At 39.1% G+C, this 18,366-nt stretch carries 15 protein-coding genes; 8 read left to right on the top strand and 7 right to left on the bottom strand.

Annotated elements, in window-relative coordinates; translation table 11 throughout:
* Positions 1 to 83 precede the first annotated feature (83 nt).
* From hisC to hemH, 5 genes are all read right to left on the bottom strand, one after another.
* Complete coding sequence (hisC, locus tag Q1A31_RS11130) at positions 84 to 1,148, bottom strand: histidinol-phosphate transaminase (protein ID WP_299876333.1); 1,065 nt, start codon at positions 1,146 to 1,148, stop codon at positions 84 to 86.
* Positions 1,149 to 1,237: 89 nt separating this feature from the next.
* Positions 1,238 to 2,107: an AEC family transporter gene (locus tag Q1A31_RS11125; RefSeq protein ID WP_299876331.1), complete on the bottom strand. Its 870-nt coding sequence runs from the start codon at positions 2,105 to 2,107 to the stop codon at positions 1,238 to 1,240.
* Complete coding sequence (locus Q1A31_RS11120) at positions 2,108 to 3,031, bottom strand: lysophospholipid acyltransferase family protein (protein ID WP_299876329.1); 924 nt, start codon at positions 3,029 to 3,031, stop codon at positions 2,108 to 2,110.
* A gap of 175 nt (positions 3,032 to 3,206) precedes the next feature.
* Entirely contained in the window at positions 3,207 to 3,962 is a 756-nt protein-coding gene (locus Q1A31_RS11115) for a molybdopterin-binding protein (RefSeq protein ID WP_299876327.1), read from the bottom strand.
* Between the two features lie 14 nt (positions 3,963 to 3,976).
* Positions 3,977 to 5,089 carry a ferrochelatase gene (gene hemH / locus Q1A31_RS11110; RefSeq protein WP_299876325.1) on the bottom strand — a complete coding sequence of 371 codons (1,113 nt, stop codon included), beginning with the start codon at positions 5,087 to 5,089 and terminating at the stop codon, positions 3,977 to 3,979.
* A 155-nt stretch (positions 5,090 to 5,244) separates the two neighbouring features.
* Between hemH and rpoZ the strand changes: the two genes are divergently transcribed.
* The 6 genes from rpoZ to yaaA all read left to right on the top strand — a co-directional run bounded on the left by rpoZ (position 5,245) and on the right by yaaA (position 9,820).
* Positions 5,245 to 5,508, top strand: a complete 264-nt coding sequence (gene rpoZ / locus Q1A31_RS11105; RefSeq protein ID WP_299876323.1) for a DNA-directed RNA polymerase subunit omega — start codon at positions 5,245 to 5,247, stop codon at positions 5,506 to 5,508.
* 65 nt (positions 5,509 to 5,573) lie between these two features.
* Positions 5,574 to 7,736, top strand: coding sequence for a bifunctional (p)ppGpp synthetase/guanosine-3',5'-bis(diphosphate) 3'-pyrophosphohydrolase (locus Q1A31_RS11100; protein WP_299876321.1), 2,163 nt, complete (start codon positions 5,574 to 5,576; stop codon positions 7,734 to 7,736).
* A 20-nt stretch (positions 7,737 to 7,756) separates the two neighbouring features.
* Complete coding sequence (locus Q1A31_RS11095; protein ID WP_299876319.1) at positions 7,757 to 8,137, top strand: RidA family protein; 381 nt, start codon at positions 7,757 to 7,759, stop codon at positions 8,135 to 8,137.
* Between the two features lie 28 nt (positions 8,138 to 8,165).
* Complete coding sequence (gene coaD / locus Q1A31_RS11090) at positions 8,166 to 8,651, top strand: pantetheine-phosphate adenylyltransferase (protein WP_299876317.1); 486 nt, start codon at positions 8,166 to 8,168, stop codon at positions 8,649 to 8,651.
* A 132-nt stretch (positions 8,652 to 8,783) separates the two neighbouring features.
* On the top strand, positions 8,784 to 9,032 hold the full coding sequence (locus tag Q1A31_RS11085) for a YfhL family 4Fe-4S dicluster ferredoxin (protein ID WP_299876315.1): 249 nt from the start codon (positions 8,784 to 8,786) through the stop codon (positions 9,030 to 9,032).
* Between the two features lie 5 nt (positions 9,033 to 9,037).
* The gene (gene yaaA, locus Q1A31_RS11080) at positions 9,038 to 9,820 is read left to right on the top strand and encodes a peroxide stress protein YaaA (RefSeq protein ID WP_299876313.1); all 783 of its coding nucleotides are present in this window, start codon (positions 9,038 to 9,040) and stop codon (positions 9,818 to 9,820) included.
* A 108-nt stretch (positions 9,821 to 9,928) separates the two neighbouring features.
* Here yaaA and Q1A31_RS11075 read toward each other — a convergent pair whose 3' ends face one another.
* Both Q1A31_RS11075 and Q1A31_RS11070 read right to left on the bottom strand, forming a co-directional pair.
* Positions 9,929 to 10,459, bottom strand: coding sequence for a protein disulfide oxidoreductase (locus Q1A31_RS11075; protein ID WP_299876311.1), 531 nt, complete (start codon positions 10,457 to 10,459; stop codon positions 9,929 to 9,931).
* Positions 10,460 to 10,634: 175 nt separating this feature from the next.
* Complete coding sequence (locus Q1A31_RS11070; RefSeq protein ID WP_299876309.1) at positions 10,635 to 14,732, bottom strand: Ig-like domain-containing protein; 4,098 nt, start codon at positions 14,730 to 14,732, stop codon at positions 10,635 to 10,637.
* Between the two features lie 402 nt (positions 14,733 to 15,134).
* On the opposite strand from Q1A31_RS11070, the gene Q1A31_RS11065 reads away from it, so the two are divergent.
* Entirely contained in the window at positions 15,135 to 15,557 is a 423-nt protein-coding gene (locus Q1A31_RS11065) for a hypothetical protein (protein WP_299876307.1), read from the top strand.
* Positions 15,558 to 15,583: 26 nt separating this feature from the next.
* Complete coding sequence (locus Q1A31_RS11060; protein ID WP_299876305.1) at positions 15,584 to 18,334, top strand: OmpA family protein; 2,751 nt, start codon at positions 15,584 to 15,586, stop codon at positions 18,332 to 18,334.
* Positions 18,335 to 18,366: the final 32 nt, after the last annotated feature.

Here is an 18,366-nt window from a genome sequence, read left to right as displayed (position 1 = left end):
CCTAATTTGTAAATAAGTACGGGGGTAATTAATTTCTTAAGTCACCCCCCTACTTTAACGAGGTTTTTTTTACAAACGTTTAATTAAAGTAAGTCCTTCAACTTAGCTATAAACAGATCCATTTCTTCATCTGTGCCGATGGTTATTCTTAAAAATCCATTGATTCGTGGTTTGTTAAAATATCGCACGAGTACACCGTTCGCTTTTAAATCAAGATAGAGCTTTTCAGCATCTTGTTCTGGTTTGGCAAATACAAAATTTGCTTTAGAAGGCAACACAGTAAAACCAAGATCTGATAATTCAGCAGATACCCTTTCACGCGTTTTGATAATCTTGGAGCAATTCTCTTGAAAGTGAGCTCTATCTTTTATTGAAGCCGCCGCTCCAGCGATCGCAGCTCTGTCGAGTGGATATGCATTAAAGGAGTTCTTAACACGCTCTAGAGCTTCAATCATTTCAACTGAGCCAATTGCAAATCCCACTCGTAACCCCGCCAAAGAACGTGATTTAGAAAAGGTTTGAGTTACCAGAAGATTGGGATAATCATTCACCAAAGAGATCGCTGTTCGTGCACCAAAATCGACATAGGCTTCATCAATAACCACTGGCGAATCTGGATTTGCTTTGAGAATCTTTTCGATTTCATTCAACGTTAATGCAATTCCAGTGGGTGCATTAGGGTTAGGGAAAATAATCGCCCCAACCTGATCAGCCGTTTCTTCACTGTAATCATCGAGATCAATCGTGAAGTCATCCGCAAGCGGAATCTGCTTATGATCTATATTGAATAATTTGCAGTAAGATGGATAAAAGCTGTAGCTGATATCAGGAAATATCAAAGGTTTGGAATGCTTAAGCAAGGCAACAAAGGCATGCGCCAACACTTCATCAGAGCTATTGCCTACAAATACCTGATCGGTCCATACCGAAAAATTATCAGCGATAGCTTGCTTCAACTCAAATGAATTTGGATCAGGGTATAAACGCATTGCTTCACCAGAAGCGGCTTGCATTGCCTCAATGGCTAACGGAGAAGGCGGATATGGATTCTCATTAGTATTGAGCTTTATATACTGCTGATCCTGTGGCTGCTCTCCTGCCGTATAAGGGCTGAGTTCGTGTGTGCGTTTACTCCAGAACTTGCTCATGACATTTCACTTTCTGATTTTTCAAATTGCTGATTATCAATCTTAAGTTAAAGATTCGCAATAAGGCGATCGATAAACTTTAATTGCGTTTAATCCAGATATAACAACATCAGTGCCAAGGTAAATAATGACAAGGCATTTCCAACCACCACCATTGATGCCACTTCAGTCGGTTGCTGGTTATATTTTTCAGCAAACATATAATTTAAAACAGCAGGAGGTAGCGTGGCAAATATCAGCAATTGTACGCGTTGAGCAGGTTCAATCGGTATGAATAGCAATAAGACAAAGGCTATTACTACACTAAACAATGGACACAAAACCGCCCCAATCATACCTAAACGCCACGCACTTAAATCAACCGTTGTCATACGTACGCCTAATGAAACCAACATCAAAGGAATCGCAACTTGTGACAACATTTGTATGGGAATATGAATCACTTCTGGCATTTGCCAATGCGAAAAACTAATCACCAAACCGATAATGGTCGCAATGTTTACCGGCATCTTGAGCAGATTCCGCCAGGATATTTTGCCGCCAACTATATACGTACCCAATGTAAAATGTAGTAGATTGGACATCAGGAATAAAACGACGGCGGCACTTAACGCCTCTTCGCCAAAGGCCAAAATGGCTAATGGTAGCCCCATATTTCCACAATTATTAAACATCATGGAAGGCACAAACATAGGTACAGATAGCTTAAAAGCCTTAGCAAAAACCCAAGCCAAAACACCTGAAAGGAGCACCACTAAAATTCCAGCAATTGCCAGCAGCTGATAATCCATAAGATTAAAGCTTTTACGTGATAATGCTTCTATTAAAAGCGCAGGAATGAAAATTTCCATATTGGTTCGGTTGGCAAATTCCATATCTACATGACGGAATTTGGCATACAGATACCCAACCAGAATTAATACGAATATAGGAAATAGAACGGGAAATAAAATTGCCATTTAATACACTTTTGCCTCGCCCTCTGGACGTGTTTTATACCATTTCATAGTCCACATATACTGTTCTGGATGCTCTCTGATCAATGACTCAAGCGCTTGATTCATATTCAGCGCATCGGCAGCGGCATCTGCGGAGGGGTAATTCTCTAGTGGCTTTAATATTTTAGCAACGTATTTTCTTTTATTATTATCATAATATGTAAATGTGGGAAGCGCGACAGCATTCCCCATTTTTGCTAAACGGGCTGTAGTGGTTAAGGTAGATTTCTGTCGACTAAAAAATGGAACAAACACTGAATTATCCAGACCTAAATCTTCGTCTGGCAAAAACACCATTAGCCGGTCTGGTGACATTGATTTGACCAGCTTTCTCAAACCTTCATCTCTAGCCACCACCATACTGGCATAACGACAACGACTTCTTGCAATAATCCAATCCATCACTGGGTTTTTAGAGGTTTTATAAGAGCCGAAAATATCGTATTTAACGCCCAGCGCTGCAGGCGCAAATTCCAGCATCATACTGTGTGAAAGCAGAATGATGGCACTTTGCTTATTTTGCATCGCCTGATCGATATACTCTTCACCCTGAATTTCAAGAACCTTGCTTAAACGTTTACGGCTGGCAAAGAAAATCAGGCTGTAGTCAATCAACGCACAGCCATACCATTGCATATTTTTGTGCGTCAAATCATCTAGTTCTTCTGCATTTAATTCGGGAAAAGCAATTTTAAGATTCGAGCTCACAGTGTTTCGACGCCTTGGGCTCTTATAGATAAAGTTTCCGATTTGACGCCCAAGAGTATGCCGAACAGATACCGGCATATAAGATATTAAGTAAAAAGCACCCAAACCAATCCAAGTGAGAAAGAACTTAGGATGCAACAAAGAAGCGCTGAATTTAATGCCACATTGCTGGCTCATGTCCAATCACCTGTTAAAACAGTATTTTTATTAAATAAAATGTCACCCCCCCACTTTAGGGGCTTTTTTATTCTGTTTTGGCTAGTCATTAAATTTATAAGAGCAAGTTTTGCCCGGTCCAAGTTGAGGTTTGTTTGAGATTCAAGTCTAGACATAATTAACACTAAAAATATAATTATTTAGTCTCTCTGAATTTGTACTCAACATGCATGCCTTGCAATTGATCTTCCAGCCATTTTGCCGCTTTGGTGACTGCGTCTTCTGGTCCTTTCAAACCAAAATCAATCAAGTCACCTCGTTTAACAGTACTCGGCAAACTCGATAATCTAACTTCTTTAAACTTCTCCAGTAATTCATTCATCATCGGCAATAGAACACTTTCTGGCGTACCCAGAATATCCCAGCGCCATTCGACATTTGGCGTGTCATTTTTCAAATGAGAATAATAGGTATCAAGTACCCACTCGACCATAGGCCATGCCATATCTGGAAAGCCTGGCACAAAATGGTGATGTTCAACTTTGAAACCAGGAACTTGATTAACCGGGTTTGGAATCATCGTCGCTTTTTCTGGTAAATCGGCCATTAAAATGCGGTTCGGGTAGGCACTCTCACCAAATTTTCCTTCGATTAAGGCTTTTGCATCTGGGTGACATATAAACTTTTGATCAAAGGCCTCAGCGGCCGCTGCACGTGTTTGATCATCTGGTGTAGCGCCAATTCCACCAAAGCTAAAAACGACATCATCCAGCGCTTTTGTTTGCATTAGATTAGCAATAATTTCATCACGTCCATCACCAATCATTCTTACCCAGCTTAAAGACATTCCTCTGGCTTTCAATATTCCCAGAACATGTGCCATATGTTTATCTTGGCGAGATCCGTTGAGCAGCTCATCTCCAATCAAAATCAATCCGATTTTTTGATTCATAATGAGTCCATCACTCATATTTTTGCACCATGTTCTTGAGCTTGCTTCTTGGTAATTTCACTCTGTTTTTCAGCTGCTGAAGCCTGCCAGTTACTATCGGTTTCAACCCAACCCTGAGTATGTTGTTGAATAATATCTGCCAGCGCTTTTACATGTTCCTGATTATCATTGAGCGCTGGAATATATTGATACTCTTCACCACCCGCTTCCATGAAATATCCACGGTTTTCCATATTGATTTCTTCAAGCGTCTCAATACAATCCGAAGGGAAACCTGGGCAAACTATATCAACTGATTTTATGCCTTCTGCAGGCATTTCACTCAAGGTCTTATCTGTGTATGGCTTAAGCCATTCTGCCTTGCCAAATCGGGATTGGAAGGTCAGCTTCCATTCTTTATCTTTCAAGCCTAATTTCTCAGCTAACAAACGTCCTGTTTTATGGCAATGGCAAAAATAAGGATCGCCTAACTCAAGATTTCTTTTAGGCAAGCCATGGAATGACATCATCAACACTTCGCTTCGCTTATTATTCTTCCAGAATTCTTTAACGCTATCTGCCAAAGCATTTATGTAAGATGGATGATCGTGATATTGAGCAACAAAACGCAGCTCTGGTATCCAGCGTCTCGCACTAAATACTTTAAATATTTCATCGAAACTCGTTGCTGTAGTAGTTGCTGAATACTGAGGGTATAAAGGCAATATCAGTACTCGTCTTACGCCCTTTTCTTGTAACCTATCGATGCCTGACTCTATATCTGGGTCACCATAGCGCATCGCTAATTCGATATGAACAGGACCGCTAAATCGTGACTCCATTTCTTTTTGCAATAGCTTTTGCTGGCGCACGCTATAGTGCATTAAAGGAGAACCTTCATCCATCCAGACTTTTTTATAGTTTTTAGCACTGGCCTGCGGTCGCTTTGGCAGAATAAACCCATACAAAATGGGTAACCAAACCAGCTTGGGTATCTCAATGACGCGCCCATCCGACAAAAACTGCTTTAGAAAACTTCTAACCGAAGATTTTGTGGGTTCCTGTGGTGTACCAAGGTTGATTAAAAGGACACCTGTGCTTTCAGATTTCCCATGAAAAAATGTCTTGTCACTTTTCACTTTTGCCACGTTTTAGTCTCAGAATACGAAAAAATGCAGAATAACATAAAATTAGTTACCTATTAGCCCTCTATTAGTCGGATAAAGGCTAACTAACTCTTATCTTTTTACAAATTGGCGTTTATACTGGAGCCATAATTTAATGAATTTTTGAAGGTATAATCATGGCCCGTGTAACAGTAGAAGATTGTTTAGAATTTGTAGATACAAACTACGAATTAGTATTGAAAGCCTCTAAGCGCGCAAGAGATATCGCTGATGGTGCTCAACCGCTTGTTGAAGAAGATAATGATAAACCAGTAGTCATCGCTCTACGTGAGATTGCGGACAACGTTAGCGTAGAAAGCGCAGCTGAATTAGCGGCACCTCATGAAATGACACTTGATCAAGATCAGTCTCAAGAACCTGTAGAAATTAGTATTGGTTAATAAGTTTTTTTATTCAGCTTCCTTGAAGCTTAGTTTGCCTAAAAGCTGAGTAAATAACATTAGATATGTCCGAGGAAGCCAAACCACCTTTAATCAAGGCGTCCGATCTTACGGAGGTGGTTTCGCGCTATATGAGCGCTGAAGACATTAGTAAAGTCTATAACGCTTTTCTACTGGCTGCCGAAGCACATGATGGTGTAGTTAGAAAATCTGGCGAATTCTATATATTTCACCCTCTAGAAGTCGCCCACACACTTGCAGAATTCCATATGGACGCAGACACGGTATGTGCTGCGCTTTTGCATGATGTCATCGAAGATACTCATTATTCCAAAAAAGATATAACTGACCAATTTGGCAAAGTAGTTGCCGATTTAGTCGATGGCGTTACCAAACTCGCTGGTGGAGAATTCAACTCAAGACAAGAAGCGGCGGCGGCCAGTTTTCAAAAAATGATGGCTGCGATGACTCAAGACTACCGGGTAGTATTGATAAAACTTGCCGATCGTTTACACAATGTAAAAACCTTAGGCGTTAGAAGCCCTGAATCCCGACGACGTATTGCCAAAGAAACCTTAGATATACACGTACCACTCGCCCGACGCATGGGAATGAACACCATGCGCAAAGAATTACAAATCAATGCTTTTAAGCACTTACATCCCTGGCGAGCAAAACTACTGCAACAAGCACTAGAAAAATTTAATGCTGACAACGAAGAAAAACATCAAGAAATTGTCACTAATATTTCACAAGCATTATTTGAAAACGACCTTAAAGCTCAAGTATTCCGCTGGAATAAAAACATCTACAAAGTTTACAAGCGCATTGAAAGAAGCAACGGCAGAAAACGCATCATAAATAGCAAAGAAGCACTTGAAGTTAGGGTTTTAGTTAACTCAACCAACGAGTGCTATCTGACCTTAGGCATTCTGCATCAACTATTTCACCCTAAATTAGGCACCTTTAAAGACTTTATTGCGACCCCTAAAGGTTATGGCTTTCAAGCATTACAAACCGCGCTACTCACTCCTCAAAGACAGTTAATTTTTGTCCAAATTCAAAGCCATGAGATGTATCAAATTGCTCAATATGGCATCGTTGCTACTAAACGCTATCCAGAATTATTAAAGTCATCTGATAAATCACAGATGTATCTAAATCGCTGGTTACAACAGGTTGAAGAAATTCAGAAAGTCACCGGCAACGCAGCAGAATTTTTAGAGGATATGAAAGCTGATTTATTCTTAAGTGAAATCTATGTATCAACTCCTAGAGGGGAAGTGAAGGTATTACCTAAAGGTGCTACCCCCATAGATTTTGCCTACTCTATCCATACAGAAGTCGGCAATAAATGTGTTTCAGCAGTCATCGATGGTGAGCCCGCAAGGCTAAATACCGCTTTGCCTAATGGAGCTACCGTTTTAATCCTTACTGATGAAGAGGCAACTCCTCATTCGTCTTGGCTAAACTACGTTATTACTGCAAAAGCCCGATCTTCAATTCGTGGCTGGATCAACAAACGCAAGACTCATGAGTTTTTATCTTTAGGCAAGCAGATTCTTGATAAAGCATTACAGCCATATAACCAATCTTTAAAAACTATATCAGCAGAGAACGTTGAGCTAACACTAAAAGCTCTTGATCTTAAAGATCTAGATGCATTGCTTACAAGCATCGCCAGAGGAAACCAGTCTGCAAAGTTAGTCGCGAGACGCCTGCTTAATGATGATTCTTTGATTCCATTAAGTGAAGAAGAAAATGAAGATCAACTCCTACTGATAAAAGGCACTGAAGGACTTGCTGTACACTTACAATCCTGCTGCTACCCTATTCCTAATGATATGATTGTTGCGAGGCTCGATGAACAAAGCGGTTTAGAAGTGCATCGCGCAAATTGCCCTGCATTATCTAAAAGCTCACGCTTTAACCAGAAAGACATTTTCAGCATAGCCTGGGTAGATGATACAAGCCAGGAAACTCATTTTCTTGCTGCATTAAATGTACAGGTTAGAAACCGGGTTGGAGTGCTTTCACACATCACAGATCTATTAGAAAAAATGCAAGTTAACATTGAAGATATAAACATTTCAGGTGATCGTGATATAAAAGATATGTACTTTTTAGTACAAGTGAGTAATGCAAGCCACCTTAGACAAATTGCAGAAGCAATAAATAACCAACATCATGTACTTGATGTTACAAGAGTTTTTGAAAAATCAAATTGATTTAATATTAGGATTTAAAAATGAGCAAGGAAATAATTTCAACTACAAACGCACCTCAAGCAATAGGTACTTATTCTCAGGCTGTTAAAGTTGATAATACGGTTTATATTTCAGGTCAAATACCTTTAGTCCCAGAAACAATGGAAGTTGTTGAAGGTGATTTTGCTGAAAATGCTCGTCAAGTTTTCAAAAACCTGGCAGCCATTACAGAAGCTGCTGGTGGTACGATTAACGACATCGTAAAAATTAATATTTTCTTAACAGACCTTAGTAACTTTGCAACCGTCAATGAAGTTATGGCAGAGTTTATGTCTCAACCTTATCCAGCACGAGCCGCTTTGCAAATATCAGCATTACCTAAAGGGGTAGAAATAGAAGCTGATGCTGTGATGGCTCTGTAATAAACCGATTTTAAAGCTTGAGACTTATATGACTGATACCAATAAAAAAACTGCAATTTACCCAGGAACTTTCGATCCGATTACTAATGGTCATATAGACCTAATTCACCGAGCAGCTAAAATGTTCGACAATGTAATTGTGGCGATAGCAAGTAGCACTAGAAAAAACCCTAAGTTTACACTTGAAGAACGCATAAATATGGCCGAAAAAGTTCTTGCTGATTGCCCAAATGTAACAGTAAAAGGCTTTCAGGAATTACTCGTTGATTTTGCTAAAAAAGAAAATGCGATGATACTAATCAGAGGATTAAGAGCAATATCTGATTTCGAATATGAGTTTCAATTAGCCAGCATGAATAGAAACCTTGCTCCTGATATTGAGTCAATATTTCTTATGCCAGCAGATGAATATTCATTTATCTCATCCTCTCTAGTTAAAGAAGTCGCTTCTCTGGGAGGAGACATTTCAAATTTTGTTCACCCGCTAGTGAATGAGGCATTAAAAAATAAATAGTTTAGTCTAACTGTTTGCTTTTCCCATAATCATCCTTATATAAGCATATATTGATAAAGGTTACTGTTTTTTTAATTTTCTACTGTTAAAATTGCATCAACTGTTTAGACTAGCAAAAAATAAGGATTTAAGATGTCACTGCTAATTACCGATGAATGCATCAACTGTGATGTATGCGAACCAGAATGCCCAAATGAAGCTATTTACATGGGCGAAGAAATCTACGAAATAGATAAAGATAAGTGTACTGAGTGTGTGGGTCATTATGATGAGCCTCAGTGCGTAGAAGTTTGTCCTGTGGATTGCATTCCCAAAGATCCAGACAATGAAGAAACCGAAGATCAATTAATGCTCAAATATGAGAAGTTAATGGCTGAGTAAGTTTTATGATAATCACTCTCTCACCATCCAAAGGACAAGACTTTGATACTCCGACACCCTCGGATATTCATACGCTTCCTGAACAACTTGAAGACTCACAACTTCTGATTAATGAAGCTAAAAAGCTGAATTCAGAAGACGTTGGTCAACTTATGGACGTGAGCGAAAACATTTCGAATTTGAATGTTCAGCGTTTTCAAGACTGGAATAGTGATTTCAACACAAAAAATGCGAAAGCTGCACTGTTTGCCTTCAAAGGCGATGTGTACTCTGGCATTCAAAAAGATAAGTATTCCGATGATGATTTAGCGTACGCGCAAAATCATCTAAGAATTTTGTCTGGCTTGTATGGCGCTCTTCGTCCTATGGATTTAATCCAACCATATCGCCTAGAGATGAAAACAAGGCTCAAAAACCCTCGCGGAGACAACCTTTATCAATTCTGGGGAGATAAAATCACCCAGCAGTTGAATGAAAGCCTTGAAGACCAAACTGAAAAAGTATTGGTTAATTTAGCTTCAAATGAGTATTTCAAATCGGTTAAACCGAAGGTTCTAGATGGTAGAATTCTTTCGGTTAATTTCAAAGAAACTAAAGATGGAAAAACGCGAGTAATTGCTATTTTTGCTAAAAAAGCACGCGGCATGATGGCGGATTTCATTTTAAGAAACCGCATTGAACATATTGAAGATATCAAAGATTTTGGCGCAGAAGGTTATAAATTTAACCCAAAAGAGTCTACAAATGAAAATTGGGTATTCTCTAGGCCCCAACCTGCAAAGAAATAAGCTTTAAATTAAATACCCCCCTACTTATGAATGTTATTATGTTTTTGATATTTGAAAACGTAAACGGAATTTATGTAGAGCTAGGCACTTTTTATTATTTAGAACTCTTTACTTAAACTTATCTGCCCACCACATTCTAGCTCTTAGACCCCAGCCACTGGTTAAACCCACTTCTGTAAATCGTATATTTCCATTACCATCGATAATATAACTCGTCGGCACTCCTTTAACGCCAAATAGATCTGCTAGTCGGCTATCAGCATCAATGATTGTTGGCCAGCTTTCTATGCCTCTTTCCTGCATGTGTTTAACAACTTCGTCTTTATCACCGGACTGATAGGCAACACTTAGTACAGACCAATCTTGTTGAATCTCGGTTATGCTGCTTTCTTCAAATTTACAAAAAGGGCACCAACTTGCCCAGAAATGAATTAATAGTGGCTTACCACTATAGTCTTCCAGATTAACTGTTTTTCCATCAACCATGACACTTTGAAAACTCGGAGCAACGCCACTCACCAAGTCTTTTTGCTGCCAGGTACGAATTCCGATAACAATTGCTACTATAAGTAGTATTTCTAATAGAAATCGAAACCAGCGTCTTTTCTTAGGTATTTTTGCAGATGTATTATTAGGCATGATTAAAGCGAAATTATAAATTTTATGAAGCTTAACATAGCTAAGAATTTCAACGTTAATATCCTTAATCAATTCAAACTAAGTTTTAATAAAGTTTATAAGCATAAAAAAAGCCACAGTAAAAACTGTGGCTTTTTCCGATCATCCTTGACCGATTTACATCCTACTAACTCTTTTAATTACACTTGTGATCCTTTACACATCCTTCCATAACATCAACAACGATTAATGCAGAAGTTCCTGCACCACTAGAATCAACGATGTCGTACCAGAAACTATCCATTCCAGTGTATCCCGCATCTGGCGTGTAAGTAACCTTACTATTTGTGAATGTTACTGTGCCATGCTTAGGCGTATCGACTGCGATGATTCTAATTCCTGTACCTGAGTCATTACGTAGAGGATGAATATCTACGCTCTCACCTTCCTTAGTCATAACATCATCAGGCTCAGCATTAATATCTGTGCCTGATACACCTTTAAGTGAAATATTAACAGTAGCAGAAGCTGTGTGATCATTTCCGTCAGATATTGTGTAAGTAAAACTATCTGAACCACCTTTACCACAAGTATCAGGGTTAGGCGTATAAACGATCATTCCACCTACGATTGAAGCCATAGCACCAGGACTTACACCATCTACTCCAATAATACTTAGAGTATCTCCATCAGGATCGCTGTCATTATCTAGCACATCTATATTAATGGCACTACAAGCTGCTGTAGCTGAGTCATCGTTCGCAATCGGAGCCGTATTAGCTGGTCCTTCTACGGTAACTGTTACAGTTGCAGTATCCGTTCCACCGTTACCATCAGAAATAGTGTAAGTGAATGTATCTGTTCCTGTAAAACCTGATGCAGGTGTGTATTCTACTTGACCATTAGAAAGTATCGTTACAGTTCCACCTTCAGTACCTTGGGTTACACTTTCAACCGTTAAGGCATCGTTTTCAGGATCGGTATCGTTACCAAGTACATTGATCTTTACTGCCTCATCATAACCGGTAGTTTCTGAGTCATTGACAGCATCCGGCTTGGTATTACTAGGAGTAACTGTCACCGTAACGGTTGCTGTTGTCTTGTTTCCTTGTGGGTCCTGTACTTCATAAGTAAAGGTATCAGTGCCTGAGAAATTAGCATTTGGAGTATAGACAATCTGACCACCAACAATACTTGTTGATCCATTTGACGGTGATATTACTACTCGTGTTATGGAGGCATCTGCATCATCATTATCAAGTACATCAATCGTTACTGCTTCGCCTTGACCCGTTGTTGCCGAATCATTCGCTGCTTTTACATCGTCATCAACAGGGTTAACCGTTACAGTAACCGTTGCTGTTGTCTTGTTACCTTGTGGATCCTGTACCTCATAAGTGAAGGTATCAGTGCCTGAGAAACCTGCATTTGGTGTATAAACAATTTGACCATTGACTATAGTAGCAGAACCATTTGATGGGTTAGATACCACTCGAGTTATCGAGGCATCGGCATCATCGTTACTTAGCACATTGATCGTTACTGCCTTGCCTTCATCCGTTGTTGCAGAATCATTCGCTGCATTAATTCCATTATCCGCAGGATTAACCGTTACAGTAACTGTTGCCGTGGTCTTGTTTCCTTGTGGATCTTGAACTTCATAAGTGAAGGTATCAGTGCCTGAGAAACCTGCATCTGGCGTATAAACAATTTGACCATTGACTATAGTAGCAGAACCATTTGATGGGTTAGACACCACTCGAGTTATTGAAGCATCGGCATCATCATTACTTAGTACATTGATAGTTACCGCTTCACCTTCATCTGTTGTTGCAGAATCATTCGCTGCATTAATTCCATTATCCGCAGGATTAACCGTTACAGTAACTGTTGCCGTGGTCTTGTTTCCTTGTGGATCTTGAACTTCATAAGTGAAGGTATCATCTCCAACGAATCCTGCATTTGGCGTGTAAACAATTTGACCATCTACTATAGCCGCACTTCCGTTAGAAGGACCAGTAACGATACGTGTAATTGAAGCATCAGCATCATCATTGTTAAGTACATCAACAGTTACTGCTTGACCTTGATCTGTAGTAGCCAAATCATTTACTGCTTTAACAGTATCATCTAACTCTGCATCTACTGAAACCGTTACGGTCGCAGTGTCAGTTCCATTATTACCATCGGAGATTGTGTATTCAAATGTTTCATCTGTTCCACAAGCGTCAGTATTTGGAGTGTATACAAAGACTCCATTAGAGGTTTGTTTAACAGTTCCGTTAGCTGGTTGAGTAAAACTAATTACAGTCAATGTATCATTATCAGCATCGCTATCATTACCTAACACATTAATTGTAACTGGACCACTACATGACGCCGTTGTTACATCATTTACGGCAACTGGGCCTGTATTTACAGCTTTAATTACAACTATATCAACTCTTGCTGTTGTTTTATTGCCATTGGGATCTGTAACCTCATAGGTAAGTGAATCAGTTCCTGAGAAACCTGGATTAGGAGTGTATACGATTTGATCACCTACAATAGATGCACTTCCGTTAGAAGGCCCAGATACTATACGAGTAATTGTTGCATCAGCATCATCATTGGACAATACATTAATAGTTACAGGCACATCCTGTAATGTCTGCGCCTTATCATTAGCTGCTTTTACAGTATTATCTATATTGTCAAAACCTTCGGTTGTAGTGTAGGTATTAACGCTTCGATCATGCTGAATATTATTATGTAAAGCGCGCTTGATCCATGCTGGAGATGTAGGTATTGCTTCAGTTCTCCAAACAACTCGTGGAGCACCAGGTCGACCACTATCAATCATTACATTCTTAGAACCTGCAGGAATATTCTTGAATCCTGTAGCTACTTGACGTGTACCTGTTTGAACATTTTGTGTTTCTGTTCTATATCCTGTTTTGTAAATTTGCTTCTCAGAAACATACTCTATATCAACACGACGGTTTTTGAAGTCTTGATCAGGAGTACGTGGGTACTTTGGATGTCCTTTACCTAAACCACGTGCCACTAAATGATCAGGGTTAAATCCGTTCTTGATTAAGAAGTTTTTAACCGCTTTCGCACGTTTCTCAGATAGGATTTGGTCATATACTGGATCACCTAAACCACATGTATTACCTGTAATTCTAATTGAACCTTTGTATCCACTCTTACGAATTTGAGCCGCAATCTGCTTCAAACGTGTTTGTGCAGATGGAATAAGCTTAGAGCTATTCAATTTAAAGAATGTTTGACCTTCAAGCTCCATAGTACTCTTGACTAATTGCTTGTAAGGCTTCTTAACTGTTTTCTTACCATATACAGGAACAGTCTTATACGTAGGAACACGCTTAAATTGTTGCTTCTGTACATAACGTGGAGGAGTCGCTTTTCCAGGAACTTCCACACGAACACGACGGTAACGTCTATCAGGTTGATAAATACTTGCACCACCGAAGTCATACTTATAACCAAGTCTACCAGTTACATCAGTATCGTCTGTTCCACCATCCAGGTAACCACCAGACTGCTTAGAACCCGCAACATCTAGAGATAGACTATGACCTGTTCCCTGAAAGAACTTTTCAATACCAGCAGAAAGTGTTGTATTTCGAGCATCTTTTTCACCTGCCCCAACTTTATCACTCCACTCATGATCTAAACCAGCGCGAATACGCATGTTAGCATCTGGCAAGAACTTACCAACACTACCACCAGCTCCCCATGCATATGCTCTATCAGACACTTTCTGTCCATTAGTTCCTACTTCTCTAACATCTTTTCTTCCTGAAAGCCCTTTACTTACATGACCTTCCCAAAATAGATGCTCATTTTCCTGGCCGTAACCGACTGTCGCTTTTTCATGATCAGCTTCATTGCGATCATAAGCTGCAAATACTTTATTAACTCGAGTAGCACGACCTGACGCGTCACGTGACACCCAGTTATGGTTGATTTGTGCGCCACGACCAAGAAGACCTTTCTCATCTCCTTGTAAATCATATCCAGCCCATAAACCAGCGCTTGTGCTGTGGTTATCGCCTTCTGAAAGCACTTGATTGAATTCAACATCTGTATCGCCATCATCGGTAATACCAAAGCCAATCTGTGTATTGCCACCTACGTATTCGTGGGTAGCTCTATTTACTTGTCTAGCATCTTGGTACTGCTGACTGCCAGCTACTGGTCCGGCTGTCGCCTGAGTTGCTAATATAGCTGCCGAACTGAAAACAAACGGTAAATATGCCCATTTGTATGTTGTGGTTTTATTTCTCATTACTTTTCTCTCTATACAAAGTTAATAGGTGTAAATAATCATCGCTGCATACATTGGGTCGATGGCTATCTACCGCTTACGTCCAATACGCATTTAGCATGTAAGAATTATCTAATGAGTTGTAAAGCGAATGAATTCCACCTGTCAGAGCAAATAGTCGATTTATGCCTTTCATCAGCGAATTAATGCCAGTATTTTTACAAGCAAGCTCAAATCAGCTTATTTATTGACCCAATTTGGATAAGCAATCTGAACTTTAGGTATACTTGCGACACGTATATATATGACTGCGTTTTAAGGCGAGTTATAAGAAAAAAGAGAATCCACTTTAGTTCTCGTATATATTTGATTGTGAACAATTTCACGCTTGAAATTACAATCCTTTATAGGAAGGGTGCTAGCATGTTTATTTTTAAATTTTTTCCGCTTTTTGCGTTTTTACTAATAGCATTCTGGGGACTACACCAAATAGGGTATTTCCCTGACCGGCTAAATCATGTTTTATTTCATGTTGGATTACCTTCAGGGGCCGTTTGGAAACCGACCTGGAGCGATGTAGTAATCTTGGCAGGTTTGATTACGCTTTATATAGAGATATTTAAATCGACCCGAACGTCCAGTATTTCAATTGTAGATCACACTTTATCTACCTTTGTATTCGTTGCATTTCTTGTTTCCTGGATAGTGTTTCCCTGGTCTATAGGTGACAAGGGAGATTCTACTTTTTTATTTTTGACCATAATGTCATTCATTGATGTTATAGCTGGTTTCACAATTACAATCGCCGCGGCCCGTCGTGATTTTGCTTTAGGCGGCAGAGAATAATTAAATAATTTTTTTGGAGGCATTTAATGCACGCAACAATCAAAACATTGTTAATAGGTAGCTTTCTTAGCTTAACAATTCAACAAAGTCATGCTGAAGTTTTCCCACCAAATTATGAAATACCTGTGCCAATTTGGGGAGGCAATCAAGCGCTTGTAGCGTGGGGAGATTGCGTACCAGTTCCTGTGTCTCCAATGAACACACACCCAATGAACTATCCTATGGGTAATTTTGGGAACAATATGGATTTTTCTCAACCAATACCTATGCCAGAGATTATTCCTTATCCTACTCAAAACGAGCCTCTTGGTTTATTGCCACCTCCTAGCCCATTTTTTAATACTGCACCAACGAATCAACCGCAAACTTTAGTACCTCAACTTCAGGCTAATTGTGAAAGTGATGAAAAACTTCAAGCTTTACAACAAAGATATGATTTAGCCTCATCCGCATCTAAGCAAAAAATTGCAGAATTGAGACAGGCCCTTGAAGATACTCAGAACCAGATTTCTAACAGCCAAAAAATAATAAGTAACGGCACCAATGAAAATATTTCTCTAAAAGAAAAAATCACGGATTTAGAACAACAATTAGGTGTTTTCAAAACTTCTCAGGCTAAAACAAATTCACAGTTAGAAAAAGAAAAACAAGAGTTAGAAACTCTAAAGCAAAATTTAGCTGACCTAGATCTAACAAATATTGATTTAAAAAATCGCTTGTCATCGATGGAGACAAAGGCAGGATCACAAGCGCTCATGATCACCTCTTTAAAACAGAATGAGGAAGAACTAGCGGCTTTAAAAAACACTTATAACGAACGAAACGATGAAACAAGTACGTTGAAGGCACAGCTTGAAGAGCTCAACAGTGAATATAAATCTCTTCAAGCTAAACTTGCCGCCCTAGAAAATAAAACAAGTAACCAAGCAAGAAAATTAACTGCGTTAGGTCAATCAGACGTCGAACTCGCAGCTTTGAAAAGTGCTTATAAAGAGCGCAATGATGAAGCTAGTAGTTTAAAAACTCAGTTTGAAGAACTGAGTAATCAATACAAAGCTTTACAAACTGAGCACACTACTCTTACAAAAGAGACAAGCAATCAGGTTATTAAATTAACGGCTCTTGAGCAAACTGACACTGAGCTTAAGTCATTAAAAAGTGAGTATGAAAAACGCCTTGAAGAAAATACTAAGCTCAAAGAAGACTTAGCTAAACTTGATAATGAAAACAAAACATTGGCAACTCAGCTCACACAAGCGCAAAACGAGTCTGCGGGGATTTTAAGAAAGCTCAATGTTCTTAGTCAATCAACAGCTGAATTAACAGCATTAAAAAGTGTTTACAAAGAAAGAAATGATGAGAATGTTTTACTCAAGCAACAACTCACAAATCTCGATAAAGAAAAGTCTAATATCCAATCTCTATTCGACTCCAATCAAACTGCTGTAAATTTGAAAGCAACACAAGATAGTGAAATTATTGAAGGCTTAAAACAGAAGCTTAAAGAAGCTGAAGATGCCAATAAAAGCCTACAAGGGCAACTTGAGATTGCAAACAATAATTCTAGTGACCAAACTAGAAAAATTACTGTATTAAGTCAAAGCACAAAGGAACTAGACGCACTTAAAAGTGCCTATAAAGCACGTAATGATGAAAACACATTACTCAAACAGCAGCTAACAAATCTAGATAAAGAGAAATCAAGCATTCAAACCCTTTTCGACACTCGTCAAAATGCTATTTCGTTGAAAGCGAAGCAAGATAACCTTGCAACTGAGGGATTGAAGAAAAAACTAAAAGAAGCTCTAGACGCAAGTAAAACCTTAAAAGGTCAACTTGATCTAGCTAGTAATAATGCTGGTGAACAAGCTAGAAAGATAACCGTCTTAAATCAGGCCTCTAAAGAGTTAACTGCTTTAAAAAGTGCTTACAAACAACGTAATGATGAGAATGCAATACTGAAATCTAAAATTGAAACTCTTTCATCATTAGAAGCTTCCACACAAGAATCAGCAAATGCTTGTAAAGCTGCTTTAGAAAACATTCAAGATAAATTTGCTAAATCTGAAGTAGAGAAAAGTACTCTTGCAGGCAAACTGGCGACTTTAGAAAGCACCACATCTTCACAAGCCAATAAAATAAAAGCTTTAATGGTAACGACTAGCGAACTCGATGCACTTAAAAATGCATATAAGGACCTTAGCTCAAAAGAAGATGAGCTAACTACAAAACTTAAAGAAGCGACTGCTGATGGTGATGGTGATGGTGTTATCGATAGTAAAGATCAGTGCCCAAGCTCACCTGCTGGACAGGAAGTTAATATTGAAGGATGCCCAAATATCGCTGACGCAGATAAAGACGGCATAGCAGATGCCAATGACCTTTGCCCAGCATCTGAAGCAGGTTCAGAAGTTAATGGATTTGGTTGTACAAAGACGGAAAATATCACCCTTAAAGGCGTCAATTTTGCTACAGGTTCAGCAAAACTCACCATCAACTCACTGCCAATAATTAATGCAGCAGCTTCAACCATCAAACAAAATCCAAACTTTAATATTGAAATAGCAGGCTTCACCGACAACCAAGGTTTAGCTTATGTTAATAAAAAACTATCAAAGCGCAGAGCCAACGCAGTTATGATCGAACTAATCAAACAAGGAGTCGATGCCAATCGTTTAACTTCTAATGGTTATGGTGAACAAGATCCTATTGCTGACAATAAAACTGAAACAGGACGAGCAGACAATCGTCGTGTTGAGTTAAAAATCAAAAATTAGAACCTTCTAAATAGAACGGTATAAAGAAAAAG

Source organism: uncultured Cocleimonas sp., from assembly GCF_947495625.1.
GTDB lineage: Bacteria > Pseudomonadota > Gammaproteobacteria > Thiotrichales > Thiotrichaceae > Cocleimonas.
This window is presented reverse-complemented; position numbering and strand designations above follow the sequence as displayed.